Source organism: Citrobacter sp. Cf087 (genome assembly GCF_030334285.1).
GTDB lineage: Bacteria > Pseudomonadota > Gammaproteobacteria > Enterobacterales > Enterobacteriaceae > Citrobacter > Citrobacter freundii.
Window position 1 is genome coordinate 20,232 of the sequence record NZ_JAOWED010000019.1, and the last position, 25,995, is coordinate 46,226.

Annotated in this window: 23 protein-coding genes and 4 tRNA genes; 22 read left to right on the forward strand and 5 right to left on the reverse strand. The window is 52.9% G+C overall.

Translation table 11 applies throughout. The features are described 5' to 3' along the window. The first annotated feature begins 29 nt into the window (after positions 1 to 29). From rho to OGV57_RS01065, 16 genes are all read left to right on the forward strand, one after another. Positions 30 to 1,289: a transcription termination factor Rho gene (rho, locus tag OGV57_RS00990; RefSeq protein WP_002437993.1), complete on the forward strand. Its 1,260-nt coding sequence runs from the start codon at positions 30 to 32 to the stop codon at positions 1,287 to 1,289. A 238-nt stretch (positions 1,290 to 1,527) separates the two neighbouring features. Continuing rightward, complete coding sequence (gene wecA / locus OGV57_RS00995) at positions 1,528 to 2,631, forward strand: UDP-N-acetylglucosamine--undecaprenyl-phosphate N-acetylglucosaminephosphotransferase (protein WP_003017991.1); 1,104 nt, start codon at positions 1,528 to 1,530, stop codon at positions 2,629 to 2,631. 12 nt (positions 2,632 to 2,643) lie between these two features. Then, complete coding sequence (gene wzzE / locus OGV57_RS01000) at positions 2,644 to 3,690, forward strand: ECA polysaccharide chain length modulation protein (protein ID WP_003829003.1); 1,047 nt, start codon at positions 2,644 to 2,646, stop codon at positions 3,688 to 3,690. A gap of 55 nt (positions 3,691 to 3,745) precedes the next feature. Next, positions 3,746 to 4,876 carry a non-hydrolyzing UDP-N-acetylglucosamine 2-epimerase gene (gene wecB / locus OGV57_RS01005; protein WP_003841188.1) on the forward strand — a complete coding sequence of 377 codons (1,131 nt, stop codon included), beginning with the start codon at positions 3,746 to 3,748 and terminating at the stop codon, positions 4,874 to 4,876. After that, positions 4,873 to 6,135, forward strand: coding sequence for a UDP-N-acetyl-D-mannosamine dehydrogenase (wecC, locus tag OGV57_RS01010; protein ID WP_003841190.1), 1,263 nt, complete (start codon positions 4,873 to 4,875; stop codon positions 6,133 to 6,135). Before wecB ends, wecC begins: the two co-directional genes overlap by 4 nt. Then, positions 6,132 to 6,809 (forward strand): dTDP-4-amino-4,6-dideoxy-D-galactose acyltransferase, encoded by a 678-nt coding sequence (rffC, locus tag OGV57_RS01015; RefSeq protein WP_032938460.1) that lies wholly within the window; start codon positions 6,132 to 6,134, stop codon positions 6,807 to 6,809. Before wecC ends, rffC begins: the two co-directional genes overlap by 4 nt. 4 nt (positions 6,810 to 6,813) lie before the next feature. Continuing rightward, the gene (rffA, locus tag OGV57_RS01020) at positions 6,814 to 7,944 is read left to right on the forward strand and encodes a dTDP-4-amino-4,6-dideoxygalactose transaminase (protein WP_044714765.1); all 1,131 of its coding nucleotides are present in this window, start codon (positions 6,814 to 6,816) and stop codon (positions 7,942 to 7,944) included. A 1-nt stretch (position 7,945) separates the two neighbouring features. Continuing rightward, a complete protein-coding gene (wzxE, locus tag OGV57_RS01025) occupies positions 7,946 to 9,196 on the forward strand; it encodes a lipid III flippase WzxE (protein ID WP_054528916.1) in 1,251 nt (416 codons plus the stop codon). Further along, a complete protein-coding gene (locus OGV57_RS01030; RefSeq protein ID WP_054528917.1) occupies positions 9,193 to 10,272 on the forward strand; it encodes a TDP-N-acetylfucosamine:lipid II N-acetylfucosaminyltransferase in 1,080 nt (359 codons plus the stop codon). The genes wzxE and OGV57_RS01030 overlap by 4 nt, the downstream gene beginning before the upstream one ends. Then, positions 10,269 to 11,624, forward strand: coding sequence for an ECA oligosaccharide polymerase (wzyE, locus tag OGV57_RS01035; protein WP_003017967.1), 1,356 nt, complete (start codon positions 10,269 to 10,271; stop codon positions 11,622 to 11,624). The genes OGV57_RS01030 and wzyE overlap by 4 nt, the downstream gene beginning before the upstream one ends. Further along, on the forward strand, positions 11,624 to 12,364 hold the full coding sequence (gene wecG / locus OGV57_RS01040) for a lipopolysaccharide N-acetylmannosaminouronosyltransferase (RefSeq protein ID WP_054528918.1): 741 nt from the start codon (positions 11,624 to 11,626) through the stop codon (positions 12,362 to 12,364). The genes wzyE and wecG overlap by 1 nt, the downstream gene beginning before the upstream one ends. 277 nt (positions 12,365 to 12,641) lie before the next feature. Beyond that, a complete protein-coding gene (gene thrP, locus OGV57_RS01045; protein WP_003017961.1) occupies positions 12,642 to 14,027 on the forward strand; it encodes a bifunctional threonine/serine APC transporter ThrP in 1,386 nt (461 codons plus the stop codon). Positions 14,028 to 14,129: 102 nt separating this feature from the next. Next, positions 14,130 to 14,206: transfer RNA gene (locus tag OGV57_RS01050), tRNA-Arg, on the forward strand. A gap of 56 nt (positions 14,207 to 14,262) precedes the next feature. Then, positions 14,263 to 14,338, forward strand: a tRNA-His gene (locus OGV57_RS01055). Positions 14,339 to 14,358: 20 nt separating this feature from the next. After that, positions 14,359 to 14,444: transfer RNA gene (locus OGV57_RS01060), tRNA-Leu, on the forward strand. Between the two features lie 41 nt (positions 14,445 to 14,485). Beyond that, positions 14,486 to 14,562: transfer RNA gene (locus OGV57_RS01065), tRNA-Pro, on the forward strand. A gap of 455 nt (positions 14,563 to 15,017) precedes the next feature. Here the strand turns inward: OGV57_RS01065 and hemY are convergent. From hemY to hemC, 4 genes are read right to left on the reverse strand one after another with little or no spacing between them, the layout of a single operon-like run. Next, positions 15,018 to 16,217: a protoheme IX biogenesis protein HemY gene (gene hemY / locus OGV57_RS01070; RefSeq protein WP_003017958.1), complete on the reverse strand. Its 1,200-nt coding sequence runs from the start codon at positions 16,215 to 16,217 to the stop codon at positions 15,018 to 15,020. A gap of 2 nt (positions 16,218 to 16,219) precedes the next feature. Then, positions 16,220 to 17,395, reverse strand: coding sequence for a uroporphyrinogen-III C-methyltransferase (gene hemX, locus OGV57_RS01075; protein ID WP_003017955.1), 1,176 nt, complete (start codon positions 17,393 to 17,395; stop codon positions 16,220 to 16,222). A 21-nt stretch (positions 17,396 to 17,416) separates the two neighbouring features. Next, positions 17,417 to 18,157, reverse strand: coding sequence for a uroporphyrinogen-III synthase (gene hemD, locus OGV57_RS01080; RefSeq protein WP_005133323.1), 741 nt, complete (start codon positions 18,155 to 18,157; stop codon positions 17,417 to 17,419). Then, the gene (gene hemC, locus OGV57_RS01085) at positions 18,154 to 19,095 is read right to left on the reverse strand and encodes a hydroxymethylbilane synthase (RefSeq protein ID WP_003841203.1); all 942 of its coding nucleotides are present in this window, start codon (positions 19,093 to 19,095) and stop codon (positions 18,154 to 18,156) included. The genes hemD and hemC overlap by 4 nt, the downstream gene beginning before the upstream one ends. A 391-nt stretch (positions 19,096 to 19,486) precedes the next feature. On the opposite strand from hemC, the gene cyaA reads away from it, so the two are divergent. Further along, on the forward strand, positions 19,487 to 22,033 hold the full coding sequence (gene cyaA / locus OGV57_RS01090; RefSeq protein WP_003017946.1) for a class I adenylate cyclase: 2,547 nt from the start codon (positions 19,487 to 19,489) through the stop codon (positions 22,031 to 22,033). Positions 22,034 to 22,127: 94 nt separating this feature from the next. Here the strand turns inward: cyaA and cyaY are convergent, their stop codons facing one another. Further along, positions 22,128 to 22,448: an iron donor protein CyaY gene (gene cyaY / locus OGV57_RS01095; protein ID WP_003017943.1), complete on the reverse strand. Its 321-nt coding sequence runs from the start codon at positions 22,446 to 22,448 to the stop codon at positions 22,128 to 22,130. 138 nt (positions 22,449 to 22,586) lie between these two features. On the opposite strand from cyaY, the gene lptM reads away from it, so the two are divergent. Genes lptM through yigB form a run of 5 tightly spaced genes read left to right on the forward strand, consistent with a single transcriptional unit; the run spans position 22,587 to position 25,983 of the window. Then, positions 22,587 to 22,790, forward strand: coding sequence for an LPS translocon maturation chaperone LptM (gene lptM / locus OGV57_RS01100; protein ID WP_003017937.1), 204 nt, complete (start codon positions 22,587 to 22,589; stop codon positions 22,788 to 22,790). A gap of 49 nt (positions 22,791 to 22,839) precedes the next feature. Then, entirely contained in the window at positions 22,840 to 23,664 is an 825-nt protein-coding gene (gene dapF, locus OGV57_RS01105) for a diaminopimelate epimerase (protein WP_003841207.1), read from the forward strand. Further along, on the forward strand, positions 23,661 to 24,368 hold the full coding sequence (locus OGV57_RS01110; protein ID WP_003841208.1) for a DUF484 domain-containing protein: 708 nt from the start codon (positions 23,661 to 23,663) through the stop codon (positions 24,366 to 24,368). The genes dapF and OGV57_RS01110 overlap by 4 nt, the downstream gene beginning before the upstream one ends. Continuing rightward, positions 24,365 to 25,267: a tyrosine recombinase XerC gene (xerC, locus tag OGV57_RS01115; protein WP_003841210.1), complete on the forward strand. Its 903-nt coding sequence runs from the start codon at positions 24,365 to 24,367 to the stop codon at positions 25,265 to 25,267. The genes OGV57_RS01110 and xerC overlap by 4 nt, the downstream gene beginning before the upstream one ends. After that, the gene (gene yigB / locus OGV57_RS01120; RefSeq protein ID WP_003017925.1) at positions 25,267 to 25,983 is read left to right on the forward strand and encodes a 5-amino-6-(5-phospho-D-ribitylamino)uracil phosphatase YigB; all 717 of its coding nucleotides are present in this window, start codon (positions 25,267 to 25,269) and stop codon (positions 25,981 to 25,983) included. Before xerC ends, yigB begins: the two co-directional genes overlap by 1 nt. The last annotated feature ends 12 nt before the right edge of the window (positions 25,984 to 25,995 follow it).

A 25,995-nucleotide genomic window follows, 5' to 3' on the forward strand; every position in this document is an offset into this window, starting at 1 on the left:
TTACCCCAAGTTTAAGAACTCACACCATTATGAATCTTACCGAATTAAAGAATACGCCGGTTTCTGAGCTGATCACTCTCGGCGAAAATATGGGCCTTGAAAACCTGGCTCGTATGCGCAAGCAGGACATTATTTTTGCCATCCTGAAGCAGCACGCAAAGAGTGGCGAAGATATCTTTGGTGACGGTGTGCTGGAGATATTGCAGGATGGATTTGGTTTCCTCCGCTCTGCAGACAGCTCCTACCTCGCCGGTCCTGATGACATCTACGTTTCTCCCAGCCAAATCCGCCGTTTCAACCTCCGCACTGGTGATACCATTTCTGGTAAGATTCGCCCGCCGAAAGAAGGTGAACGCTACTTTGCGCTGTTGAAAGTTAACGAAGTTAACTACGACAAACCAGAAAACGCCCGTAACAAAATCCTCTTTGAGAACTTAACGCCGCTGCACGCAAACTCTCGTCTGCGTATGGAGCGTGGTAACGGTTCTACTGAAGATTTAACGGCACGTGTACTGGATTTGGCATCGCCGATCGGTCGTGGCCAACGTGGTCTGATTGTTGCTCCGCCGAAAGCGGGTAAAACCATGCTGCTGCAGAACATCGCGCAGAGCATTGCATACAATCATCCTGACTGCGTGTTGATGGTGCTGCTGATTGACGAACGTCCGGAAGAAGTTACCGAGATGCAGCGTCTGGTGAAAGGTGAAGTGGTTGCGTCTACTTTTGACGAACCAGCCTCCCGCCACGTTCAGGTTGCGGAAATGGTTATCGAGAAGGCGAAACGTCTGGTTGAACACAAGAAAGACGTTATCATTCTGCTTGACTCCATCACCCGTCTGGCACGTGCATATAACACCGTGGTTCCTGCTTCCGGTAAAGTACTGACCGGTGGTGTGGACGCCAACGCCCTGCATCGTCCGAAGCGTTTCTTTGGTGCTGCACGTAACGTGGAAGAGGGCGGTAGCCTGACCATCATCGCGACTGCGCTGATTGATACCGGCTCTAAAATGGATGAAGTTATCTATGAAGAGTTTAAAGGTACCGGCAACATGGAACTGCACCTCTCTCGTAAGATTGCTGAAAAACGCGTCTTCCCGGCTATCGACTACAACCGTTCCGGTACCCGTAAAGAAGAGTTGCTCACCACCCAGGAAGAGCTGCAGAAAATGTGGATCCTGCGTAAAATCATCCATCCGATGGGTGAAATCGACGCCATGGAGTTCCTCATTAACAAGCTGGCGATGACCAAGACCAATGACGACTTCTTCGATATGATGAAGCGTTCCTGATTCAGGCATCATCTGAAAACGCCACGTTTTTACGTGGCGTTTTGCTTTTGTGGATGTAATCTTAACGACACAATAATAATAATCCGGTATGACATACCGCCTGGTGACGAAGGGTTGTAATTCGTATTTTGTGGTTAATAATCATACAGAACCACCTGATATGGAATCGGGTTTCTCTTCTGAATAATCGCCCGGATGGTTATACTTCATATATTGATATTCTCTGAGAGCATGTATAGTGAATTTACTGACAGCAAGTACTGATCTCATCAGTATTTTTTTATTCACAACGCTGTTTCTTTTCTTTGCCCGCAAGGTTGCGAAAAAGATTGGATTGGTGGATAAACCCAACTTCCGTAAACGTCATCAGGGACTGATTCCGCTGGTTGGGGGGATTTCGGTTTACGCAGGCATTTGCTTTACCTTCCTCATCGCCGATTATTATATCCCGCATGCGACTCTCTACCTGGCTTGTGCCGGTGTACTGGTGTTTATTGGTGCGCTGGACGACCGCTTTGATATCAGTGTAAAAATCCGCGCGACCATCCAGGCCCTTATTGGCATCATTATGATGTCAGTGGGCAAACTCTATCTGCTAAGCCTTGGCTATATTTTCGGCCCCTGGGAGATGGTGCTCGGTCCTTTTGGTTATTTCCTGACCCTGTTTGCCGTTTGGGCGGCGATTAACGCCTTCAATATGGTCGATGGGATCGATGGTCTGCTCGGTGGGCTATCCAGCGTCTCATTCGCAGCGATGGGGCTTATTCTGTGGTTCGATGGCCAGACAAGCCTGGCAATCTGGTGTTTTGCCATGATCGCCGCCATTCTGCCTTACATCCTACTGAACCTGGGGATTCTCGGACGCCGCTATAAAGTCTTTATGGGGGATGCAGGAAGTACGTTGATTGGCTTCACGGTGATTTGGATTCTGCTGGAGACTACCCAGGGGCCAACGCATCCTATTAGCCCGGTCACGGCTCTGTGGATTATTGCCATTCCGTTAATGGATATGGTGGCAATTATGTATCGCCGTTTACGTAAAGGCATGAGCCCTTTCTCCCCGGATCGCCAACATATTCACCATTTAATCATGCGCGCCGGGTTTACTTCCCGACAGGCTTTTGTCCTGATTACGCTGGCTGCTGCGATCCTGGCTTCTATCGGCGTGTTGGCTGAATATTCTCGTATTGTCCCGGAATGGGTGATGTTGGTGCTCTTTTTACTGGCGTTTGTCCTGTACGACATCTGTATAAAACGCGCCTGGAAGGTGGCGAGATTTATCAAACGCTGGAAGCGCAAGTTGCGTAGAAACCGTGACAGTAAACCAAACTTAACCAAATAAATTGAGGGTACGATGACACAACCATTACCGGGGGAACATGCCATGAGCGCTGAAAATGAACTGGACATCCGTGGGTTGTTTCGTACTTTGTGGACAGGGAAGGTGTGGATCGTCGGTATGGCTCTCGCCTTCGCGTTAGTCGCTCTCGCCTATACGTTCTTTGCTCGTCAGGAGTGGAGTGCGACGGCGATTTCAGACAGGCCAACGGTCAATATGTTGGGCGGCTATTACTCTCAGCAGCAGTTTTTGCGTAACCTGGACATCAAGGCCAGTCTTGCATCTGCGGATCAACCGTCAGTGATGGATGAAGCCTATAAAGAATTTATTATGCAGCTTGCCTCATGGGATACGCGCCGTGAATTCTGGCAGCAGACAGATTACTACAAGCAACGTATGGTGGGTAACAGCAAAGCCGATGCGGCGATGCTGGATGAACTGATCAATAACATTCAGTTTATGCCTGGCGATGCGGTTCGTAATACCAACGACAGCGTGAAGCTGATTGCCGAGACGGCGCCTGATGCCAACAATTTGCTGCGTCAGTACGTGGCGTTTGCCAGCCAGCGCGCAGCGCGTCATCTGAATGATGAGTTGAAGGGCGCCTGGGCTGCACGCACCGTGCAGATGAAGGCGCAGGTTAAACGTCAGGAGGAAGTGGCGAAATCGATCTTCTCTCGCCGTGTTCACAACATTGAGCAGGCGCTCAAAATTGCGGAACAGCATAATATTTCGCGTACTTCTACGGATGTTCCTGCTGAGGAATTACCGGATTCTGAACTGTTCTTGCTTGGACGTCCTATGCTGCAGGCGCGACTCGAGAACCTGCAATCTGTTGGTCCTGATTTCGATCTGGACTACTTCCAAAACCGGGCCATGCTTAACACACTGAACGTTGGGCCAACGCTGGATCCGCGTTTTCAGACCTATCGTTATTTGCGTACGCCGGAAGAACCGGTAAAACGTGACAGCCCTCGTCGTGCTTTCCTGATGATTATGTGGGGCATCGTTGGGGCTCTGATCGGTGCTGGTGTCGCGTTAACCCGCCGCCGCACGATCTAGCAATATCGTTGCAGTGAGGGGCTGGGCCCTCACTGCCAATCCGAAGAGAATCGATGTGAAAGTACTGACTGTATTTGGCACGCGACCGGAGGCCATAAAAATGGCACCTCTGGTTCATGCGTTGGCAAAAGATCCTGATTTTGAGGCAAAAGTTTGCGTCACGGCGCAGCATCGGGAGATGCTCGATCAGGTGTTGAACCTCTTTTCCATTGTACCTGACTACGATCTCAACATTATGCAGCCAGGTCAGGGACTAACAGAAATCACCTGCCGAATACTGGAAGGATTAAAGCCAATTCTGGCTGATTTTAAACCTGATGTGGTGTTGGTTCATGGTGATACCACAACGACCATTGCCACGAGTCTGGCTGCGTTCTATCAGCGCATCCCGGTGGGGCATGTAGAGGCTGGTTTACGTACTGGTGATCTCTATTCTCCCTGGCCGGAAGAGGCGAACCGTACGCTGACCGGGCGTCTGGCTATGTATCATTTTGCGCCAACAGAAAACTCGCGCCAAAATTTGTTACGGGAAGCTATTCCCGAAAATCGTATTTTCGTCACAGGCAATACGGTGATTGATGCGTTGATCTGGGTTCGCGACCGCGTACTGGCGAACGATAAATTGCGTGCTGAATTAGCAGAGCATTATCCTTTCCTGAGCTCTGATAAAAAAATGATACTGGTGACCGGTCATCGTCGGGAAAGCTTCGGTCGCGGTTTTGAACGCATTTGCCATGCGCTGGCGGAAATTGCTGCGGCCAATCAGAACGTGCAGATTGTTTATCCGGTTCACCTGAATCCTAACGTCAGCGAACCGGTGAATCGCATTCTGGGTCACGTTGAAAACGTCATCCTGATTGAACCGCAGGATTACATGCCGTTTGTCTGGCTGATGAATCATGCCTGGCTGATCCTGACCGACTCCGGTGGGATTCAGGAAGAAGCCCCATCTTTGGGGAAACCGGTACTGGTGATGCGCGAAACGACGGAACGTCCGGAAGCGATTACTGCAGGTACAGTACGTCTGGTAGGGACAGACCCGCAGCGTATTGTCGAAGAAGTCACGCGTTTGCTGCATGACGATAATGAATATCAGACCATGAGCCGCGCCCATAATCCGTATGGTGACGGGCAGGCATGTGGCCGCATTTTACACGCGTTAAAAAATAATCGGATATCGCTATGAGTTTTACGACCATTTCTGTCATTGGGCTGGGTTATATCGGACTGCCGACGGCGGCTGCCTTTGCTTCCCGTCAAAAGCATGTGATTGGCGTAGATGTAAATCAACACGCGGTGGATACCATTAATCGCGGTGAAATTCATATCGTTGAGCCAGATTTGGGCGCCGTGGTGAAAACGGCGGTCGAAAATGGATTTCTGCGTGCGACCACAACCCCTGTAGATGCGGATGCCTTTCTGATTGCTGTGCCTACTCCGTTTAAGGGGGAGCACGAACCCGATATGGTCTACGTTGAAGCCGCAGCCAAGTCTCTTGCACCGGTGTTGAAAAAAGGCGCGTTGGTGATCCTTGAATCGACGTCGCCTGTCGGGGCTACCGAACAGATGGCCACATGGCTGGCTGAAATGCGTCCTGATTTGACTTTCCCGCAGCAGGTCGGTGAACAGGCTGACGTTAACATTGCTTATTGTCCAGAACGTGTGCTGCCGGGCCAGGTGATGGTTGAACTGATTAAAAACGACCGCGTGATTGGGGGCATGACCTCCGTCTGTTCCGCACGCGCCAGTGAGCTGTACAACATCTTCCTTGAAGGGGAATGTGTCGTGACCAACGCCCGCACTGCGGAAATGTGCAAGCTGACTGAAAATAGCTTCCGCGACGTCAATATCGCCTTCGCTAATGAGTTGTCGCTGATTTGCGCCGATCAGGGGATCAACGTCTGGGAACTGATTCGCCTGGCAAATCGCCATCCGCGCGTGAATATTTTGCAGCCGGGTCCGGGTGTTGGCGGGCACTGTATCGCAGTTGATCCGTGGTTTATCGTGGCGCAGAACCCGCAGCAGGCGAAATTGATTCGCACCGCGCGTGAGGTAAACGACGGTAAGCCTCATTGGGTGGTCGATCGGGTAAAAGCAGCCGTGGCCGACTGTCTGGCGGATACCAATAAACGGGCCAGCGAAGTGAAAATTGCCTGTTTTGGTCTGGCATTTAAACCGAATATTGATGATTTACGTGAAAGCCCGGCGATGGGAATTGCGCAAAGTATCGCGCATTGGCACAAAGGCGAAACATTGGTGGTGGAACCGAATATCCATCAACTGCCGAAAAAACTGGACGGTCTGTGCCAACTGGCAACGCTGGGCGATGCCCTGGAAAGCGCCGATGTACTGGTCTTGCTGGTCGACCACAATGAATTTAAAGCCATTAAAGGCGATGCGGTTCACCAGCAATATGTCGTTGATACCAAAGGGGTCTGGCGGTGAAAATCCGCGCCAGTATTGAGCCGCTTAGCTGGGAAAATACGTTCTTTGGCGTGCATAGCGCCATTGTGCGTTTTGACCAACACGCGTCGGTTCTGACTGCGGATGCGTTGCAGCCCTGGTCGCGGGTACAGGCAAAAATACCTGCCGCCAATACCCAAGCATTAGATGCCCTGCAACAAATGGGCTTCTCACTGGTTGAAGGTGAAGTAGATTTTGTGCTGCCAGTGACGTGTGCGCATGGTGACCCCGGTGCGCAGGTCGCACAAACTACGGATATCCCTGCATTACGCCATCTGGCAGGACAGGCGTTCGCGCAAAGTCGTTTTCGCGCCCCGTGGTATGCCGCAGATGCCAGCGCGCGTTTTTATGCGCAGTGGATTGAAAACGCGGTGCTGGGGACGTTCGATCATCAATGCCTCGTTTTTCGTACACCAACAGGTGAGATTCGTGGCTATGTCTCGCTGCGTGAACTGAATGCGACCGAGGCGCGAATTGGCCTGCTAGCCGGGCGTGGGGCGGGAGCAGAACTGATGCAGGCCGCGCTTTGCTGGGCGCAGGCTCACGGTAAAACAGCACTGCGTGTGGCGACCCAAATGGGCAATACCGCCGCGCTTAAACGTTATATACACAGTGGTGCGAATGTGGAAAGCACCGCGTATTGGTTATACAGGTGACACGATGATTCCATTTAACGCACCGCCGGTGGTGGGCACTGAACTCGATTACATGCAGTCTGCGATGAACAGCGGCAAACTGTGTGGCGATGGCGGTTTTACCCGTCGCTGCCAGCAGTGGCTGGAACAGCATTTTGGCAGCGAGAAAGTATTGCTGACGCCTTCATGCACCGCATCGCTTGAGATGGCGGCATTGCTGCTGGATATCCAGCCTGGCGATGAAGTCATTATGCCAAGCTATACGTTTGTCTCCACGGCCAATGCTTTCGTGCTGCGAGGCGCGAAAATTGTCTTTGTTGATATCCGCCCGGATACCATGAATATTGACGAAACGCTGATTGAAGCGGCGATCACCGACAAAACCCGCGCTATTGTGCCGGTGCATTACGCAGGCGTGGCCTGCGAAATGGATACTATTATGGCGCTGGCGACCAAACATAACCTGTTTGTGGTGGAAGATGCGGCCCAGGGCGTTATGTCGACTTACAAAGGTCGGGCGCTGGGGACGATTGGTCACATCGGTTGCTTTAGCTTTCATGAGACCAAAAATTATACCGCAGGTGGTGAAGGCGGCGCGACGCTGATTAATGATAAAAAATTAGTCGAACGTGCAGAGATCATCCGTGAAAAAGGGACAAACCGCAGCCAGTTTTTCCGTGGCCAGGTAGATAAATATACCTGGCGTGATATCGGCTCCAGCTATTTGATGTCCGATCTACAGGCCGCCTATCTGTGGGCGCAACTGGAAGCGGCGGACCGCATTAACCAGCAGCGTCTGGCGCTGTGGCAGAACTACTATGATGCTCTTGAACCGCTGGCGCGTGCCGGACGTATCGAGCTGCCTTCTGTACCGGAAGACTGCGTGCAAAACGCCCATATGTTTTACATCAAGCTGCGCGATATCGACGATCGCACGGCGTTGATTAACTTCCTGAAAGAAGCTGAAATTATGGCGGTGTTCCACTATATCCCGCTGCATGATTGCCCGGCTGGCGACAAATTCGGCGTATTTGCCGGTGTTGATCGTTACACCACCAAAGAGAGCGAGCGTTTGCTGCGTTTACCGCTGTTCTACAACCTGTCGCCGGTCAACCAGCGAACGGTAATTTCGACCTTACTCAACTACTTCGCCTGAAATGTCGCTTGCTAAAGCGTCCTTATGGACGGCAGCCAGTACGCTGGTAAAAATTGGTGCGGGTTTGCTGGTCGTGAAGCTGCTGGCGGTGTCGTTTGGCCCGGCAGGCGTGGGGCAGGCGGGTAACTTCCGCCAGATGGTCACCGTGCTTGGTGTCCTGGCGGGGGCCGGCATTTTCAACGGCGTCACGAAATATGTTGCGCAGCACCATGACGATCCGAACCGGCTCCGCAAGGTCGTCGGTACATCTTCCGCGATGGTGCTGGGATTCTCTACGCTGATGGCGGTGATTTTTCTGCTGGCGGCCGCACCAATCAGTCAGGGATTGTTTGGTCATACTCATTATCAGGGGCTGGTAAGACTGGTTGCGCTGGTGCAGATGGGCATTGCCTGGGCGAATCTGCTGCTGGCGTTGATGAAGGGGTTTCGCGATGCGGCGGGTAACGCGCTGTCGCTGATTGTGGGTAGTCTGGTGGGCGTAGTGGCTTATTATGGCTGTTATCGCCTGGGAGGGTATGAAGGCGCTTTGCTGGGTCTGGCGTTAGTGCCCGCGTTGGTCGTTATCCCTGCCGCTATTATGCTGATTAAGCGCGGGGCGATTCCTCTGCATTACCTGAAACCCTCGTGGGATAACGGTCTGGCTGGACAGCTAAGCAAGTTTACGCTGATGGCGCTGATTACCTCCGTAACGTTGCCTGTGGCATACGTGATGATGCGAAACCTGCTGGCGGCGCAGTACAGTTGGGATGATGTGGGGATTTGGCAGGGGGTAAGCAGTATCTCTGATGCTTATCTGCAATTCATTACCGCTTCATTCAGCGTTTACTTGCTGCCGACGTTGTCGCGACTGACTGAAAAGCGCGACATTACGCGCGAGGTGGTTAAGTCGCTGAAGTTCGTGTTACCAGCAGTTGCCGCCGCGAGCTTTACCGTTTGGCTACTGCGTGACTTTGCTATCTGGCTGCTTTTCTCCGCAAAATTCACCGCCATGCGCGATCTGTTTGCCTGGCAACTGGTTGGCGATGTCCTAAAAGTTGGGGCGTATGTCTTTGGGTATCTGGTGATCGCGAAAGCATCACTGCGGTTTTATATTTTGGCTGAAATTAGCCAGTTCATGTTATTGACGGTGTTTGCTCACTGGCTGATCCCTGCACATGGTTCGCTGGGAGCGGCACAGGCTTATATGGCAACGTACATCGTCTATTTTTCTCTTTGTTGTGGCGTGTTTTTACTCTGGCGTAGGCGGGCATGACTGTACTGATTCACGTTCTGGGATCGGATATCCCTCACCATAACCAAACCGTGCTGCGGTTTTTCAACGACTCGCTTGCCGCGACGAGCGAGCACGCGCGCACGTTTATGGTTGCCGGTCAGGATGCGGGATTCAGTGAGAGCTGCCCGGCGTTATCGCTGAGTTTCTACAGCGGGAAAAAAGCGTTAGCCGAAGCAGTTATTGCGAAAGCAAAAGCGAATCGCCAACAGCGATTCTTCTTCCACGGTCAGTTCAACACCAGCCTGTGGTTGGCGCTGCTGAGCGGGGGAATTAAACCGACGCAGTTTTACTGGCATATCTGGGGTGCTGATTTATACGAAGTCTCCAGTGGGCTGAAATTCCGCCTGTTTTACCCGATTCGCCGCATGGCGCAGAACCGCGTGGGCTGCGTATTTGCCACGCGGGGTGATTTACGTTATTTCGCCGAGCAACATCCGCATGTACGGGGTGAGTTGCTCTATTTCCCAACGCGAATGGATCCTTCACTCAATAACATGAGCAATGATTGTCAGCGCAGCGGCAAGATGACGGTGCTGGTTGGCAACTCTGGCGATCGCAGCAATGAGCATGTTGCCGCGCTGCGTGCTGTCCATCAGCAGTTCGGCGACACGGTGAACGTGATTGTACCGATGGGTTACCCCGCCAATAATGAGGCCTATATCGACGAGGTTCGCCAGGCCGGTATGGCATTATTTAGCGCTGATAATCTGCAGATTTTAAGTGAAAAGCTGGAATTTGATGCCTATCTAACATTATTGCGGCAATGCGATTTGGGTTACTTTATTTTTGCCCGACAGCAGGGGATCGGTACCCTGTGTTTGCTGATCCAGGCGGGTATCCCGTGCGTGCTCAACCGTGAAAATCCCTTCTGGCAGGATATGGTGGAACAGAATCTTCCGGTGTTATTTACCACGGATGATCTCAATGAAGGCGTCGTACGTGAAGCGCAGCGCCAGTTGGCATCGGTAGATAAAAACACGATTACCTTCTTTAGCCCGAATTATCTGCAGCCGTGGTATAACGCGCTGCGCATTGCTTCAGGAGAAACCGTATGAGCCTGATGCAATTCAGCGGTCTGCTGGTAGTCTGGCTGCTCTCCACCTTGTTTATCGCCACGCTGACCTGGTTTGAGTTCCGCCGCGTACGTTTTAACTTCAATGTTTTCTTCTCATTGTTGTTCTTGCTGACGTTCTTCTTCGGATTCCCGTTAACCAGCATCCTGGTGTTCCGCTTTGATGTGGCAGTGGCTCCGCCGGAGATCCTGCTGCAGGCCTTGCTGTCAGCAGCCTGTTTCTATGCCGTCTACTACGTGACGTATAAAACGCGATTGCGTAAGCGAGTAGAGGGTAAGCCGCGCAGGCCGCTGTTTACCATCAATCGCGTTGAAGCCCATTTGACCTGGGTTATCCTGATGGCGATTGCGCTGGTGAGCGTGGGCGTCTTCTTTATGCACAATGGATTCCTGCTGTTCAGACTGCAATCCTATAGCCAGATTTTTTCCAGCGAAGTCTCTGGAGTCGCTCTGAAGCGTTTCTTCTACTTCTTCATTCCGGCCATGCTGGTGGTTTATTTCCTGCGTCAGGACAGCAAAGCGTGGTTGTTCTTCCTGGTGAGCACCGTCGCGTTTGGTTTGCTGACCTATATGATTGTGGGCGGGACGCGCGCCAATATCATAATCGCGTTTGCCATCTTCTTGTTTATCGGCATTATTCGCGGCTGGATTTCGCTGTGGATGTTGGTCGCCGCAGGCGTGCTGGGTATTGTCGGGATGTTCTGGCTGGCCTTGAAGCGCTACGGAATGAGCGTTAGCGGCGATGAGGCGTTCTATACGTTCCTGTACCTTACGCGCGACACCTTCTCGCCGTGGGAGAACCTGGCGCTGTTGCTGCAGAATTACCACAATATTGAGTTCCAGGGGCTGGCGCCGATTGTTCGTGACTTCTATGTCTTTATCCCTTCCTGGCTGTGGCCTGGGCGGCCGAGTATTGTACTCAACTCAGCGAACTACTTTACCTGGGAAGTGTTGAACAACCACTCGGGACTGGCGATTTCGCCGACGTTAATTGGTTCACTGGTGGTGATGGGCGGGGCGCTTTTTATACCATTAGGCGCGATTGTCGTTGGACTCATTATCAAGTGGTTCGACTGGCTGTATGAGCTAGGTAACCAAGAAACCAATCGCTATAAGGCGGCGATTTTGCACAGTTTCTGTTTTGGCGCCATTTTCAATATGATCGTGTTGGCACGTGAAGGGCTGGATTCGTTTGTCTCGCGAGTGGTCTTTTTCCTCGTGATTTTTGGCGTTTGCCTACTGATGGCAAAACTGCTGTTTTGGCTATTCGATAGCGCAGGACTCATCCATAAACGAATCAAGTCGCTGCCCCGGACACAAATTGAAGGATCGTAATGACAGATAACATAACTGCGCCGCTGTATTCGCTGCGCGGATTACAACTGATTGGCTGGCGCGATATGCAACATGCGCTGAATTACCTGTTTGCCGAAGGACACCTCAGGTCAGGAACGCTGGTGGCTATCAACGCTGAGAAAATGCTGACAGCAGAAGATAATCCTGAAGTGAGGGAGCTGATCAACGCCGCGGAGTTCAAATATGCGGATGGGATTAGCGTGGTGCGTTCGGTGCGCAAAAAATTCCCACAGGCGCAGGTTTCACGTGTGGCCGGTGCTGACCTTTGGGAAGCGCTGATGGCGCGAGCCGGGCAAAACGGAACGCCTGTTTTCCTGGTTGGTGGCAAGCCTGACGTTCTGGCGCAAACAGAGGCAAAACTACGTGCACAGTGGCGTGTGAACATTGTGGGTAGCCAGGATGGTTATTTTACCCCAGAGCAGCGTCAGGCGTTATTTGAGCGTATTCACGCCAGCGGCGCGCAAATTGTGACGGTGGCGATGGGTTCGCCGAAACAAGAGATCTTTATGCGTGATTGCCGCAAGACTCACCCTGACGCGCTGTATATGGGCGTGGGTGGCACCTACGACGTCTTTACCGGTCACGTTAAGCGTGCGCCTAAAATCTGGCAAAATCTGGGACTGGAGTGGCTGTATCGCTTATTGTCGCAACCGAGCCGTATTACTCGACAACTTCGCTTATTACGCTATCTACGCTGGCACTATACCGGCAACCTCTGACGCCCTCTCTCCTCTGATAAGTAGCGTGATCTGCTAATTACGCTACTTATTCACAACATAATCGCTGCTTTCTCGCACAATATATTCATTTTTTGAATGCTTTAATTGCCATTTAAGCGATTTTAGGAAACCATTCGCAACAATCATTTCAGTGCCGTGGAGTTTTGACGCCAACTGCTAAGCGGTCGGTGTCGTATAGCCTGTTATGACATAACAAGATGTACCCATAACGAGAACCGGTAATACCGGACAGCATGCAAACACAACAAGAGGATTTATGGCCGAGAACAAACCTGAGCTACAGCGTGGGCTGGAGGCTCGTCACATCGAATTAATTGCCCTCGGGGGCACTATTGGCGTCGGGCTGTTTATGGGGGCCGCCAGTACCCTGAAATGGGCGGGACCTTCGGTTCTGCTGGCGTATATCGTCGCCGGGCTGTTCGTATTTTTCATTATGCGTTCTATGGGGGAGATGTTATTCCTCGAGCCGGTTGCCGGTTCATTCGCTGTTTACGCTCACCGTTATATGAGCCCCTTCTTTGGCTATCTCACCGCCTGGTCATACTGGTTTATGTGGATGGCGGTGGGGATCTCAGAGATTACCGCCATCGGGGTGTACGTCCAGTTCTGGTTCCCGGAAATGGCGCAATGGATACCCGCACTGATCGCGGTCGGACTGGTTGCATTGGCGAACCTCGCCGCAGTTCGCTTGTATGGTGAAATTGAGTTCTGGTTTGCCATGATCAAAGTGACCACCATCATTGTGATGATCGTCATTGGGTTAGGGGTGATTTTCTTCGGTTTTGGTAATGGCGGTCAGGCGATCGGCTTTGGCAACCTGACCGAACACGGCGGTTTCTTTGCCGGCGGTTGGAAGGGCTTCCTGACAGCATTGTGTATTGTCGTGGCTTCTTACCAGGGCGTGGAGCTGATTGGCATTACTGCAGGTGAAGCGAAGAACCCACAGGTCACGCTACGTAGCGCGGTAGGTAAAGTGCTGTGGCGTATCCTGATTTTCTACGTTGGTGCGATTTTTGTTATCGTCACTATTTTCCCGTGGAACGAGATTGGCAGCAACGGCAGTCCGTTTGTTCTCACCTTTGCCAAGATTGGTATTACCGCCGCGGCGGGGATTATTAACTTTGTGGTCCTGACGGCGGCGCTGTCGGGTTGTAACAGTGGCATGTACAGCTGTGGGCGTATGCTCTACGCGCTGGCCAAGAATCGCCAGCTCCCCGCCGCTGTTGGGAAAGTTTCTCGCCATGGCGTACCGGTTGCCGGCGTGGCCATTTCTATCGCGATCCTGCTGATTGGTTCGTGCCTGAACTACATCATTCCCAATCCGCAGCGCGTGTTTGTTTATGTCTATAGCGCCAGCGTGTTGCCGGGGATGGTGCCGTGGTTTGTGATCCTGATAAGTCAGCTGCGTTTCCGTCAGGCGCATAAAGCGGCGATTGCCAGTCATCCATTCCGCTCCATTCTGTTCCCTTGGGCGAATTATTTGACGATGGCGTTCCTGATTTGCGTATTAATTGGCATGTACTTTAATGAAGATACCCGAATGTCGCTTTTTGTTGGCATGGGTTTCTTGTTGGCCGTGACGTTCATTTATAAGGTTTTTGGTCTGAATCGTCATGGCACAGCCCATAAATTGCGGGAATAAGCGACAAAACGCACAAACCATGACCAAACGATAATTTATTTTAAAAAAGCACTAGACAGAAGACCGAGACCTCCGTAATATCCAGCCCCGCAACGGCGCTAAGCGCCCGTAGCTCAGCTGGATAGAGCGCTGCCCTCCGGAGGCAGAGGTCTCAGGTTCGAATCCTGTCGGGCGCACCATTTAGTAGGGTGCCAGAGCTGCGGTGGTTTTAATACCGCGTAAAAGATTTGCAGTGGTGGCTATAGCTCAGTTGGTAGAGCCCTGGATTGTGATTCCAGTTGTCGTGGGTTCGAATCCCATTAGCCACCCCATTAATTTAAAGTTGTGAAATGCGAAGGTGGCGGAATTGGTAGACGCGCTAGCTTCAGGTGTTAGTGTCCTTAGGATGTGGGGGTTCGAGTCCCCCCCCTCGCACCACGACTTAAAGAATTGAACTAAAAATTCAAAAAGCAGTAAAACGGCGAGTAGCGCAGCTTGGTAGCGCAACTGGTTTGGGACCAGTGGGTCGGAGGTTCGAATCCTCTCTCGCCGACCAATTTTGAACCCCGCTTCGGCGGGGTTTTTTGTTTTCTGATTTTCCCTTCTCAGCCTTTATTCCCGCGAATTACCTGATGTCTTAAAAAGTCCGAATACCTGGTTTTTGCAGTGCAATCGTGGCATGCCTTGTGCAATAATATGCGGGTAGATGCTCATTCCATCTCTTATGTTCGCCCTCTGGCCTCATAAACTCAGGAATGATGCAGAGCCATTTACGGTGCTTATCGTCCACAGACAGATGTCGCGTAGCCTCATCAAACACCATGGACATAACGTTGAGTGAAGCACCCATTTATGTTGTCATACAGACCTGTTTAACGCCTGCTCCTTACCGAGTGGGCGTTTTTTTATGCATACACAAAATCCTTCGAGCTGTTTCTCGAATGATTTTGTGTATACGAGATGAAAAATATGTAGGCCCGGTAAGCGAAAGCGCCACCGGGCATTCAGGAGTTACTGCGGGGGATTGTTGTTCTGCAACGTCAACATCAGGCCATCACGACGCATGGTGGCGGCTTCTTCCGGTTGATGCAGTCTGTCCAGCGCGTCAGCAAGCCAGGCGTAGTCATAGGCATCCGGGCGCTGTTTGAGAGCGGCACGGAAGGCGAGCGTGGCTTCCTGCCATTCCCCATGCTTCATTAACGACTGACCCAGCGTACTCCACAGCAACGGGCGATCGCCCACGGCTTTAATCTGCTGGCGCAGCACTTTTTCTATCTGTTCCGGATTATTGGTTTTCAGACGCGGGATTGGCAGCACCAGGCGGTCATCGTACTGACGTTTCAAACCATCAATGATGACCTGCTGCGCCGTATCGTGATCGTCACACTCAATCAGATGTTCAGCCATTGCTACCTGCAAAGCAACCTGATGACGGGTTTTACGGTTCTGGTTTTTCCACCATGCACGCAGCCCCTCGCTGCCCTGATCGGCACGGACCTGATCCATCAAGCCAACCCATGCCTGTTGTTCCAGCATAGCGCGGTGCTCGTCATCACCCACATGCGCTTTTGCCATGGATGGGATGATATCCAGCAAGGAACTCCATGCGCCGGTGCGAATGTAGGCCTGCTCAGCCAGACGCAGCACTTCCGGATGACGTGGCGTTACTTCCAGCAGTTTGTCTATGCTGTGGCGTGCGGCGTGATTTTCATTACGCGCCAGTTGCAGGCGAACGCGAGCGATTTCTACCGGGATCGTATCATTTCCCGCCAGTTCGGCAGCACGCTCAAGGTGTTGGTTGGCGCGAGCTTCGTCACCGCGCTGCTGAGCCGCTTCTGCCGCCAGCAGGTAATTCACTACTGGCTGTTCTGCATGATCGGCATTTTTCGACATCAGCTTCTCAACCTGCTGATAGTCACCTTCTGCCAGTTTGAGCAGCGCCTGTTCGGTCTGCTTACGGGCGCGACGACGTTTACGACCCACAAACCACCCACGGGTATGTGCGCCGGTGCGGAAAATTCGGCGCAACAGCCATTCAATCGCAAACAGGACGACCATGGCGACGATCAGGATGATCACCAGGCCCGTCACGCTGGTTTCGATATTGTAGTTATCCGTCTGGATCAGCACATAGCCCTGATGACCGGCTATCATCGGACCGACGACGATCCCGGCGATCAACAGCACAAAGAGCAACAATACTTTTAGCATCATTATTCTCCTTGCGGCGCGGTTGCCGGAGCGTCTGTCGAAGGCGCTGGCGCTGCTGCTACCGGTGCTGTGGCAGGTTGCGCCAGTAAATTACGTACGCGGGTCTGCATTAACTTGTCGAGAATAGCCTGACTCTGCAGCGTTTCTGGGACATCCATACTGATGCTTTGCTGGCTCAGTTGGTCTACTTCTTCAAGGAACGCTTTGGTCGCTGCATCGTCGGTGTCGTAGTAAGCACGCACCCATGTGGAGACATTTTCCAGCGCCTGGCGGTATGTCTCTTCCTGATGACGCGGCACGGCCTGTGCAGCTACTAACAGGCGGGAACGGATATTTTCACGTAAGTAAACGTCCTGGTTCGGTGCCAGCAGCGGTACGGCAGTTTCATCACGACGGCGCACGGTGATAAAGCTGTCCATAAAGTTCTGCCAGCTTTTTTGCAGATTGACGCGCCATTCGCTAATCGAGCTGGAAAGCTCGCTGCTGTCCGAGTCCATCGGTGAATCGTCGGTGTCGTTGTCGGCCAAACGCAGGTTATCGATCTGATTAGAGAGTTGATTCACTTTCAGGATAATGCCGTCATAGTCGACCTGAGTCACCGCGGAGAGGCTCGCGATATCGTCAGTAATCGCACGTCGCGCGGTAATTAAGCTCGGGTCGTTCATATCTGCCAGACTGGCATCGGCGCTTTTCAGCAGCGCCGCGGCGGTAGTGACGTCCTGATCGCTCCATAATTTGCGACCAGCCAGTTTCACCAGGAAATCAGCCTGCGCCAGCAGCCATGTTCCAGCATCGCTGCCGGAGATGGTGGCGACTTTTTGCTGGACTTCATCAAGCTGTTTGACCAGCGCGGCCTGCTGGCGAGTGGCTTCATCCAGCTGCGTTGCCTGCTGTTTAATAATGCCTTCCAGCTCAGCTTTTTGGCTTTCCTGCGCTTTTTGCAGTGCCGTCAGCTGGTTCGCCAGCGCATCGCTGGTTGCCGTTTGTGTTGTTGCCTGTTGTTTCCCCCAGCCGTACAGCCCAACGCCTGCTGCCAGCGCAATAGCAATCGCCACAGCGCTCAGAATCAGCGCGGTGCTGTTCTTACTCTTTTTTTCAGTATTAACTGGCTGTGACGTGGTTTCCACGGCCTCCCTGGTCTCTTCAACCACGGCGGAGGATTTTTCTTGTTCCGTCATTATGGCATCCCATTATGAGAGTTATTGTAATGCGCGTAGTAGCGCATCGTTGTCGGCGTTATCAGCGACCTTAATATCTTGCCAGCCCAGTTCCCGGGCGAGGTGCGCCAGACGCTCACTGACGACCAGCAGCCGACAGCGTAGTAACCAGTGCTCACGATACCACTGTGGAATGAGCGTCCAGAGTTGTTGTAGCATCTCTCCGCTAGTGACAACCACCGTGGTTACGCCACGGGATTGCCAGCGCATCGCTTCTTCTGCACCATCGTAATATTTTGCACTGCGTTGATAACATTCACAAAAATCGACATCGGCTCCGCGTGCCGTCAGGGTTTCACCTATCAGCTCACGGCCACCGTTGCCGCGTAATATAAGCGCGCGTTTTCCCGCAATATTTTGTAATTCAGGTAATTGTAGCAAGACTTCGCTAATTTCCCGATCCAGAGGGTAGTGAATATTGAAGCCGCTAACAGTATGCAGCGCCAGCGCCGTTGTACGGCCAATGGCAAAATACCGCGGAAGGGATGGCCAGCTTTTCTCTTGCTGCTGAAGCTCGGCATCTGCAAAGGTAACGGCGTGCTGCGAGAGGGCGAAGACCAGATCGTTCTCCGTCAGCGCCGACAGTCGGGAAGCAAGCGTCGCCAGTTCCCGACCAGGTGAAAACTCGATGAGCGGAAAACTCCAGGCCACCTGCCCCAGTGTGCGCAGACGGCTCACTAACTCTTCCCCAGCGGGAGACGGGCGGGTGACCAGAATACTCATGCGGGTGCTTCTCCGTTATAAACTTCAGCCAGAATGGCGCGCGCACCGTTCTCCAGCAGTTCTTCTGCCAGAGAGATGCCCATCTGTTCGGCATCCTGTGTGGCGCCGCGACGTTCTCCGCATACCATCTGTGAACCGTCTGGCGCGCCGACCAGCGCACGTAGCCAAATCTCACCGTCGATGATTTCGGCATAGCTACCAATAGGTACCTGACATCCCCCTTCCAGGCGGGTGTTCATGGCGCGTTCTGCTTTGACGCGTAGCGCCGTCTCTTCATGGTTGAGCGGCGCTAACAGCGCCTGAGTGCGCATATCATCCAGTCGACATTCTATGCCTACTGCGCCTTGTCCGACAGCGGGCAGGGAGACTTCCGGCGGCAGAGCGGTACGGACTCGCGACTCAAGACCTAAACGTTTTAATCCAGCGACCGCCAGAATAATGGCGTCATAATCGCCGTTATCCAGTTTGCTGAGGCGCGTGCCTACGTTGCCGCGCAGCGAACGGATGACGAGATCCGGGCGACGCTTCGCCAACTGGCACTGGCGACGCAAACTGGATGTCCCAACGATGCTGCCTGCGGGGAGTTCATCCAGCGTGTTGTACTTATTTGAGACGAAAGCATCACGCGGATCCTCTCGCTCGCAAATGGTGACCAGTCCAAGACCGTCAGGGAATTCAACCGGCACATCCTTCATGGAATGCACGGCGATATCGGCGCGTTTTTCCAGCAGCGCGACTTCCAGCTCTTTAACAAACAACCCTTTCCCTCCGACTTTCGCCAGCGGGGTATCAAGGATCACATCGCCACGGGTTACCATAGGAACCAGTTCCACGATCAGACCTGGGTGGTTTGCCATTAAGGCGTCTTTGACATAATGTGCCTGCCAGAGCGCAAGGGGGCTTTGGCGTGTGGCAATTCTCAAAACATTGTCTAACATGCTTGTTACCGTCATTATCAATCATTGACCATCCTAACATCCTTATCAAAGGGATGTCAGCGTTACGCTCAAACGTAAGTGAGAGGAAAAGGCGCTGCATCATCACTGTCAGTGAATAATGACGAGAAAAACCTCCCGACCGTATGAAGGAATTTACACGTAACGAACGGTGCTACACTGGTATGTAGCGCATCTTTCTTTACGGTCAATGAGCAAGGTGTTAAATTGATCACGTTTTAGACCATTTTTTCATCTGTAACTAATAAAAGTGCAGGGGAAAAAGGTAACGGTTATTTTTGACATACGGTTTATCCGGACTGATGACGAGGGTGGTGAGCGTTTGCGCCGCTGCTATCGACGCCATGACGGATGCAACATCAGGCGATACGTCTTGTACCTCTATATTGAGACTCTGAAACAGAGACTGGATGCCATAAATCAACTGCGTGTGGATCGCGCGCTTGCTGCCATGGGACCTGCTTTCCAGCAGGTATACAGTCTGCTGCCGACATTATTGCACTACCACCATCCGCTGATGCCGGGTTACCTTGATGGTAACGTTCCCAAGGGCATATGCCTTTACACGCCTGATGAAACCCAACGCCACTACCTGAACGAGCTGGAACTGTACCGCGGTATGTCGCCGCAGGACCCGCCGAAGGGCGAACTGCCGATCACCGGCGTTTACTCAATGGGCAGTACCTCTTCGGTAGGGCAAAGCTGTTCGTCTGACCTTGATATCTGGGTCTGCCATCAATCCTGGCTGGATAGCGAAGAGCGCCAACTGCTGCAGCGTAAATGTAGCCTGCTGGAAAGCTGGGCGGCCTCGTTGGGCGTGGAAGTCAGTTTCTTCCTGATTGACGAAAACCGTTTCCGTCACAATGAAAGCGGCAGTCTGGGTGGTGAGGACTGTGGCTCGACGCAGCATATCCTGTTGCTGGATGAATTCTATCGCACCGCTGTGCGCCTCGCGGGTAAACGTATTCTGTGGAATATGGTGCCGGGCGACGAAGAAGAGCACTACGACGATTACGTCATGACGCTCTACGCACAGGGGGTGTTAACGCCAAATGAATGGCTGGATCTCGGCGGACTCAGTTCGCTTTCCGCCGAAGAGTACTTTGGCGCCAGCCTCTGGCAGTTGTACAAGAGTATCGACTCCCCGTACAAAGCGGTGCTGAAAACGCTGTTGCTGGAAGCCTATTCCTGGGAATATCCCAACCCACGCCTGTTGGCGAAAGACATTAAACAGCGCTTGCATGACGGCGAGATCGTCTCTTTTGGTCTCGACCCTTACTGCATGATGCTGGAGCGCGTTACCGAGTACCTCACGGCGATCGAAGATCCGACGCGCCTGGATTTAGTACGTCGATGTTTCTACTTAAAAGTGTGCGAGAAACTGAGCCGTGAGCGCGCCTGCGTGGGCTGGCGTCGTGAAGTATTAAGTCAGTTAGTGAAAGAGTGGGGCTGGGATGACACCCGTCTGACCATGCTGGATAACCGCGCTAACTGGAAGATTGACCAGGTACGTGAAGCGCATAACGAACTGCTCGATGCGATGATGCAGAGCTATCGTAACCTGATCCGCTTTGCGCGGCGCAATAACCTCAGCGTCAGCGCCAGCCCGCAGGATATCGGTGTGCTGACCCGTAAGCTGTATGCTGCGTTTGAAGCGTTGCCGGGTAAGGTCACGCTGGTGAACCCGCAGATATCTCCGGATCTCTCGGAACCGAATCTGACCTTTATCCATGTACCGCCGGGTCGTGCCAACCGTTCGGGTTGGTATCTCTACAACCGCGCGCCTAACATGGACTCGATCATCAGCCATCAGCCGCTGGAATATAACCGCTATCTCAACAAGCTGGTGGCGTGGGCCTGGTTCAATGGCCTGCTGACCTCGCGTACGCATTTGTTTATTAAGGGCAACGGCATTGTTGATTTGCCGAAGCTGCAGGAAATGGTCGCCGACGTGTCGCACCACTTCCCTCTGCGACTGCCTGCGCCAACGCCGAAAGCGCTCTATAGCCCATGCGAAATTCGCCATCTGGCGATTATCGTTAACCTCGAATATGACCCGACGGCAGCGTTTCGCAATCAGGTGGTGCATTTTGATTTCCGTAAGCTGGACGTCTTCAGTTTTGGTGAAGAGCAAAAATGCCTGGTGGGTAGCGTAGACCTGCTGTACCGCAACTCGTGGAATGAAGTACGTACGCTGCACTTCAACGGCGAGCAGGCGATGATTGAAGCGTTAAAAACGATTCTGGGCAAAATGCACCAGGATGCCGCGCCGCCAGATAGCGTCGAGGTTTTCTGCTATAGCCAGCATCTGCGCGGTTTAATTCGCACCCGCGTTCAGCAACTGGTGTCTGAGTGCATCGAACTACGCCTCTCCAGCACCCGTCAGGAAACCGGACGTTTCAAAGCGCTGCGTGTTTCCGGCCAGACGTGGGGGCTGTTCTTCGAACGCCTGAACGTCTCGGTACAGAAGCTGGAAAACGCGATTGAATTCTATGGCGCGATTTCACATAACAAACTGCACGGGCTTTCCGTCCAGGTTGAGACCAACCATGTGAAACTCCCGTCGGTGGTGGACGGATTTGCCAGTGAAGGGATCATTCAGTTCTTTTTCGAAGAAACGGGTGATGAGCAGGGCTTTAATATCTACATTCTGGACGAAAGCAATCGGGCTGAGGTGTATCACCACTGCGAAGGTAGTAAAGAGGAACTGGTACGCGACGTCAGCCGTTTCTACTCATCGTCGCACGATCGTTTTACCTACGGCTCCAGCTTCATCAACTTTAACCTGCCGCAGTTCTATCAGATTGTGAAAACCGACGGGCGCGCGCAGGTGATTCCGTTCCGCACCCAGCCGATTAGCGCTGTTCCGCCCGTTAATCAGGACAACGACGCGCCGCAGTTGCAGCAGTATTTCTCTTAAGCATAGTGCCGGATGGCGGTGTAAACACCTTATCCGGCCTCCAAATGCGCGAGATACCCAGGCAGGATAAGCGAAGCGCATCCGGCAATCACACTTAGTGGAAGCTCACCTCTTCACCTGCCTGCTGCGTTGCCGCCTGTTCCAGCAGATCCCAGAACGTTTCGCCGCTTCGGTCGCAGATCCACTCGTCGCCTTTCAGGTCAAAATGGTAGCCGCCCTGTTTGGTCGCCAGCCATACCTGGTGCAGCGGCTCCTGACGGTTAATGATAATTTTGCTGCCGTTTTCGAAACTGATGGTCAGAACGCCGCCGTTGATCTCACAATCAATATCGCTGTCGCCATCCCAGTCATCCAGACGTTCTTCAATGGTCATCCACAGGGTGTCAGCAAGGCGATGAAATTCACTGTCGTTCATTTTCTTATCCTATTTTTCTTGATGCCCGCAGTATAACGTGGAATAAATCGCGATGCAGTTTTTAGCCAAACTCTTGCTTTTACGCCTTCTCCTGCGATGATAGAAAACAGAAAGCATGAACTTTACAGGCCATCAATAATGAAAAACGTGTTAAAGCCACTCGCTGTCATTTTTACTCTGTTCAGCCTGACGGGCTGTGGGCTAAAAGGCCCGCTCTATTTCCCGCCAGCTGATAAAACCGCGCCGCCTCCGACCAAGAGCGTTCAGCCGCAATCGCAATCCACCACGCCTGAGAAAAACGATCGTGGGATTAGTGATGGGCCTTCTCAGGTGAATTACTAACGGCAGGAATAGATTTTACATTTCTGTACCCGCGTGAACGGAGTGAATGATGCAATTCTCTAAAATGCATGGCCTTGGCAACGATTTTATGGTCGTCGACGCGGTAACGCAGAATGTCTTTTTCTCACCAGAGCTGATCCGCCGCCTGGCCGACAGACATCTCGGCGTTGGATTTGATCAACTGCTGGTGGTTGAACCTCCGTATGATCCGGAGCTGGATTTCCACTACCGTATTTTTAATGCCGACGGCAGTGAAGTGTCACAGTGCGGCAATGGCGCCCGCTGTTTTGCCCGTTTTGTTCGCCTGAAAGGGCTGACCAATAAGCGCGATATTCGCGTCAGTACCGCGAATGGTCGTATGGTATTAACCGTAACCGACGACGAGCTGGTGCGGGTGAATATGGGCGAACCCAATTTTGAACCCTCGCAGGTTCCTTTTCGCGCTAATAAAGCAGAGAAGACCTATATTATGCGCGTGGCCGAACAGACAGTATTGTGCGGCGTGGTTTCAATGGGGAACCCGCACTGCGTGATTCAGGTTGATGATGTTGATACGGCCACGGTAGAAACACTGGGACCGGTTCTGGAAAGCCATGAACGCTTCCCTGAACGCGCCAACATCGGATTTATGCAGGTGGTAAAACGCGAGCATATCCGACTGCGCGTCTATGAGCGCGGTGCGGGTGAAACGCAGGCCTGCGGCAGCGGTGCATGCGCCGCCGTTGCAGTCGGTATCCAGCAGGGGCTGCTGGCAGAAGAAGTGAGGGTGGAATTACCGGGCGGTCGACTTGATATCGCCTGGAAAGGTCCGGGTCATCCGCTGTATATGACTGGCCCGGCGGCACATGTCTACGACGGATTTATTCACTTATGAAGCAACCAGGGGAAGAACTACAGGAAACGCTCATGGAGCTCGACGATCGGGCGGTCGTCGATTATCTGCAACGTAATCCTGAGTTTTTTATCCGTAATGCCCAGGCTGTTGAAGCGATGCGAGTTCCGCACCCAGTGCGGGGCACGGTCTCTTTAGTGGAATGGCATATGGCGCGGGCGCGTAATCATATTAACGTGCTGGAAGAGAACATGGCGCTGTTGATGGAACAGGCCAACGCCAATGAAAGCCTGTTCTATCGTCTGTTAAATCTGCAAGGACGTCTGGTGGCGGCCAGCAGCCTTGACGATATGCTGATGCGATTTCATCGCTGGGCGCGTGAGTTAGGGCTGGCAGGAGCGACGGTTCGTCTGTTCCCGGATCGCTGGCGACTAGGCGCGCCCTCAAAATTCACCCATCTGGCATTAAGCCGTCAGGCTTTTGAACCGTTGCGTATCCAGCGTTTGGGCCAGTCGCAGCACTATCTTGGGCCGCTCAATGGTCCTGAATTGCTGGTCATGATGCCGGAGGCGAAAGCCATAGGCTCAGTCGCGATGTCGATGCTCGGGCAGGATGGATCCCTTGGCGTGATGCTGTTTAGCAGTCGTGATGTTAATCATTACCAGCAGGGGCAAGGCACGCAATTGCTGCAGGAAATCTCGCTGATGTTGCCGGAGCTGCTGGAGCGCTGGATTGAACGCGTATGACCGATTCACCCCTTTCTCAGGATGTGGCGCGCTTTTTGCGCTATCTGGGCGTTGAGCGTCAGCTTAGCCCGATCACCTTGCTTAATTATCAGCGTCAGCTTGATGCCATCATTGCGTTAGCTGGAGAGACCGGTCTGCAAAGCTGGCAACAATGTGATGCGCTCATGGTCCGCAGTTTTGCTGTTCGCAGCCGTCGTAAAGGATTGGGGCCGGCGAGTCTGGCGCTGCGTCTCTCCGCGTTACGCAGTTTCTTCGACTGGCTGGTTAATCAGGGCGAACTGAAAGCCAATCCGGCAAAAAGCGTTTCCGCGCCGAAAGCACCGCGTCATCTGCCTAAAAATATCGATGTCGACGACGTTAATCGTCTGCTGGATATCGATCTCAACGACCCCCTTGCCGTGCGTGATAGAGCGATGCTGGAAGTGATGTACGGCGCGGGTCTGCGTTTATCTGAACTGGTTGGGCTGGATATTAAACATCTCGATCTCGACACCGGCGAAGTGTGGGTGATGGGTAAGGGCAGTAAAGAGCGTCGCCTGCCGATTGGCCGCAATGCGGTGGCGTGGATTGAGCACTGGCTGGATCTGCGCGGACTCTTTGGCTGCGATGACGATGCGCTATTTCTGTCCAAACTGGGCAAACGCATCTCGGCGCGTAACGTGCAGAAACGCTTTGCTGAATGGGGTATCAAGCAGGGGCTGAACAGCCACGTACATCCCCACAAATTACGCCACTCCTTTGCGACGCATATGCTGGAGTCGAGCGGCGATCTGCGCGGAGTGCAGGAGTTATTGGGTCATGCCAATCTCTCCACAACTCAAATCTATACCCATCTTGATTTTCAACACCTGGCTTCAGTGTACGATGCGGCGCATCCGCGCGCCAAACGGGGGAAATAATGCGTTTTTACCGGCCTTTGGGGCGCATTTCTGCGCTCACCTTTGACCTTGATGACACCCTTTACGATAACCGTCCCGTTATCACACGCACCGAGCAGGAAGCGCTCGCGTTTGTACAAAATTACCATCCGGCGTTGAATTCGCTGCAAAATAGCGACCTACAGCGCTTGCGTCAGGCCGTTCGCGACGCCGAGCCGGAAATCTATCACGATGTTACCCAATGGCGTCACCGGGCCGTAGAACGCGCTATGCTGGAGGCGGGTTTGTCAGCGGCAGAAGCCAGAATGGGGGCGAATGCGGCGATGATGAATTTTGCCAAATGGCGTAGCCGCATTGAAGTCCCACAGACGACGCATGACACGCTGAAAGCGCTGGCTCGCAAATGGCCGCTGGTGGCGATCACCAACGGTAACGCGCAGCCGGAACTGTTTGGCCTGGGTGATTACTTTGAGTTTGTGCTGCGCGCCGGCCCCGACGGACGATCAAAACCGTTCAGCGACATGTACACGCTGGCGGCGGAAAAACTGAAAATGCCTGTAGGTGAGATCCTACATGTGGGTGATGACCTGACGACAGACGTCGCGGGCGCCATCCGTTGTGGTATGCAGGCCTGCTGGATCAAACCGGAAAATGCCGACCTGATGCACACCGCAGACAGTCGTTTGCTGCCGCATATCGAAATTTCACAGTTGGCATCTCTGACCTCGCTGATATAATCACCAACAACT

Excerpts from the sequence above, each read along its gene's own strand:
- thrP (WP_003017961.1), top strand. The coding sequence starts at position 12,642 with ATGGCCGAGAACAAACCTGAGCTACAGCGTGGGCTGGAGGCTCGTCAC.
- OGV57_RS01110 (WP_003841208.1), top strand. The coding sequence starts at position 23,661 with ATGAAGCAACCAGGGGAAGAACTACAGGAAACGCTCATGGAGCTCGAC.
- yigB (WP_003017925.1), top strand. The coding sequence starts at position 25,267 with ATGCGTTTTTACCGGCCTTTGGGGCGCATTTCTGCGCTCACCTTTGAC.
- rffA (WP_044714765.1), top strand. The coding sequence starts at position 6,814 with ATGATTCCATTTAACGCACCGCCGGTGGTGGGCACTGAACTCGATTAC.
- wzxE (WP_054528916.1), top strand. The coding sequence starts at position 7,946 with ATGTCGCTTGCTAAAGCGTCCTTATGGACGGCAGCCAGTACGCTGGTA.
- hemC (WP_003841203.1), bottom strand. The coding sequence starts at position 19,095 with ATGTTAGACAATGTTTTGAGAATTGCCACACGCCAAAGCCCCCTTGCG.
- wzyE (WP_003017967.1), top strand. The coding sequence starts at position 10,269 with ATGAGCCTGATGCAATTCAGCGGTCTGCTGGTAGTCTGGCTGCTCTCC.
- dapF (WP_003841207.1), top strand. The coding sequence starts at position 22,840 with ATGCAATTCTCTAAAATGCATGGCCTTGGCAACGATTTTATGGTCGTC.
- xerC (WP_003841210.1), top strand. The coding sequence starts at position 24,365 with ATGACCGATTCACCCCTTTCTCAGGATGTGGCGCGCTTTTTGCGCTAT.
- rho (WP_002437993.1), top strand. The coding sequence starts at position 30 with ATGAATCTTACCGAATTAAAGAATACGCCGGTTTCTGAGCTGATCACT.
- wecC (WP_003841190.1), top strand. The coding sequence starts at position 4,873 with ATGAGTTTTACGACCATTTCTGTCATTGGGCTGGGTTATATCGGACTG.
- hemD (WP_005133323.1), bottom strand. The coding sequence starts at position 18,157 with ATGAGTATTCTGGTCACCCGCCCGTCTCCCGCTGGGGAAGAGTTAGTG.
- wzzE (WP_003829003.1), top strand. The coding sequence starts at position 2,644 with ATGACACAACCATTACCGGGGGAACATGCCATGAGCGCTGAAAATGAA.
- hemX (WP_003017955.1), bottom strand. The coding sequence starts at position 17,395 with ATGACGGAACAAGAAAAATCCTCCGCCGTGGTTGAAGAGACCAGGGAG.
- hemY (WP_003017958.1), bottom strand. The coding sequence starts at position 16,217 with ATGCTAAAAGTATTGTTGCTCTTTGTGCTGTTGATCGCCGGGATCGTC.
- wecG (WP_054528918.1), top strand. The coding sequence starts at position 11,624 with ATGACAGATAACATAACTGCGCCGCTGTATTCGCTGCGCGGATTACAA.
- OGV57_RS01030 (WP_054528917.1), top strand. The coding sequence starts at position 9,193 with ATGACTGTACTGATTCACGTTCTGGGATCGGATATCCCTCACCATAAC.
- cyaY (WP_003017943.1), bottom strand. The coding sequence starts at position 22,448 with ATGAACGACAGTGAATTTCATCGCCTTGCTGACACCCTGTGGATGACC.
- lptM (WP_003017937.1), top strand. The coding sequence starts at position 22,587 with ATGAAAAACGTGTTAAAGCCACTCGCTGTCATTTTTACTCTGTTCAGC.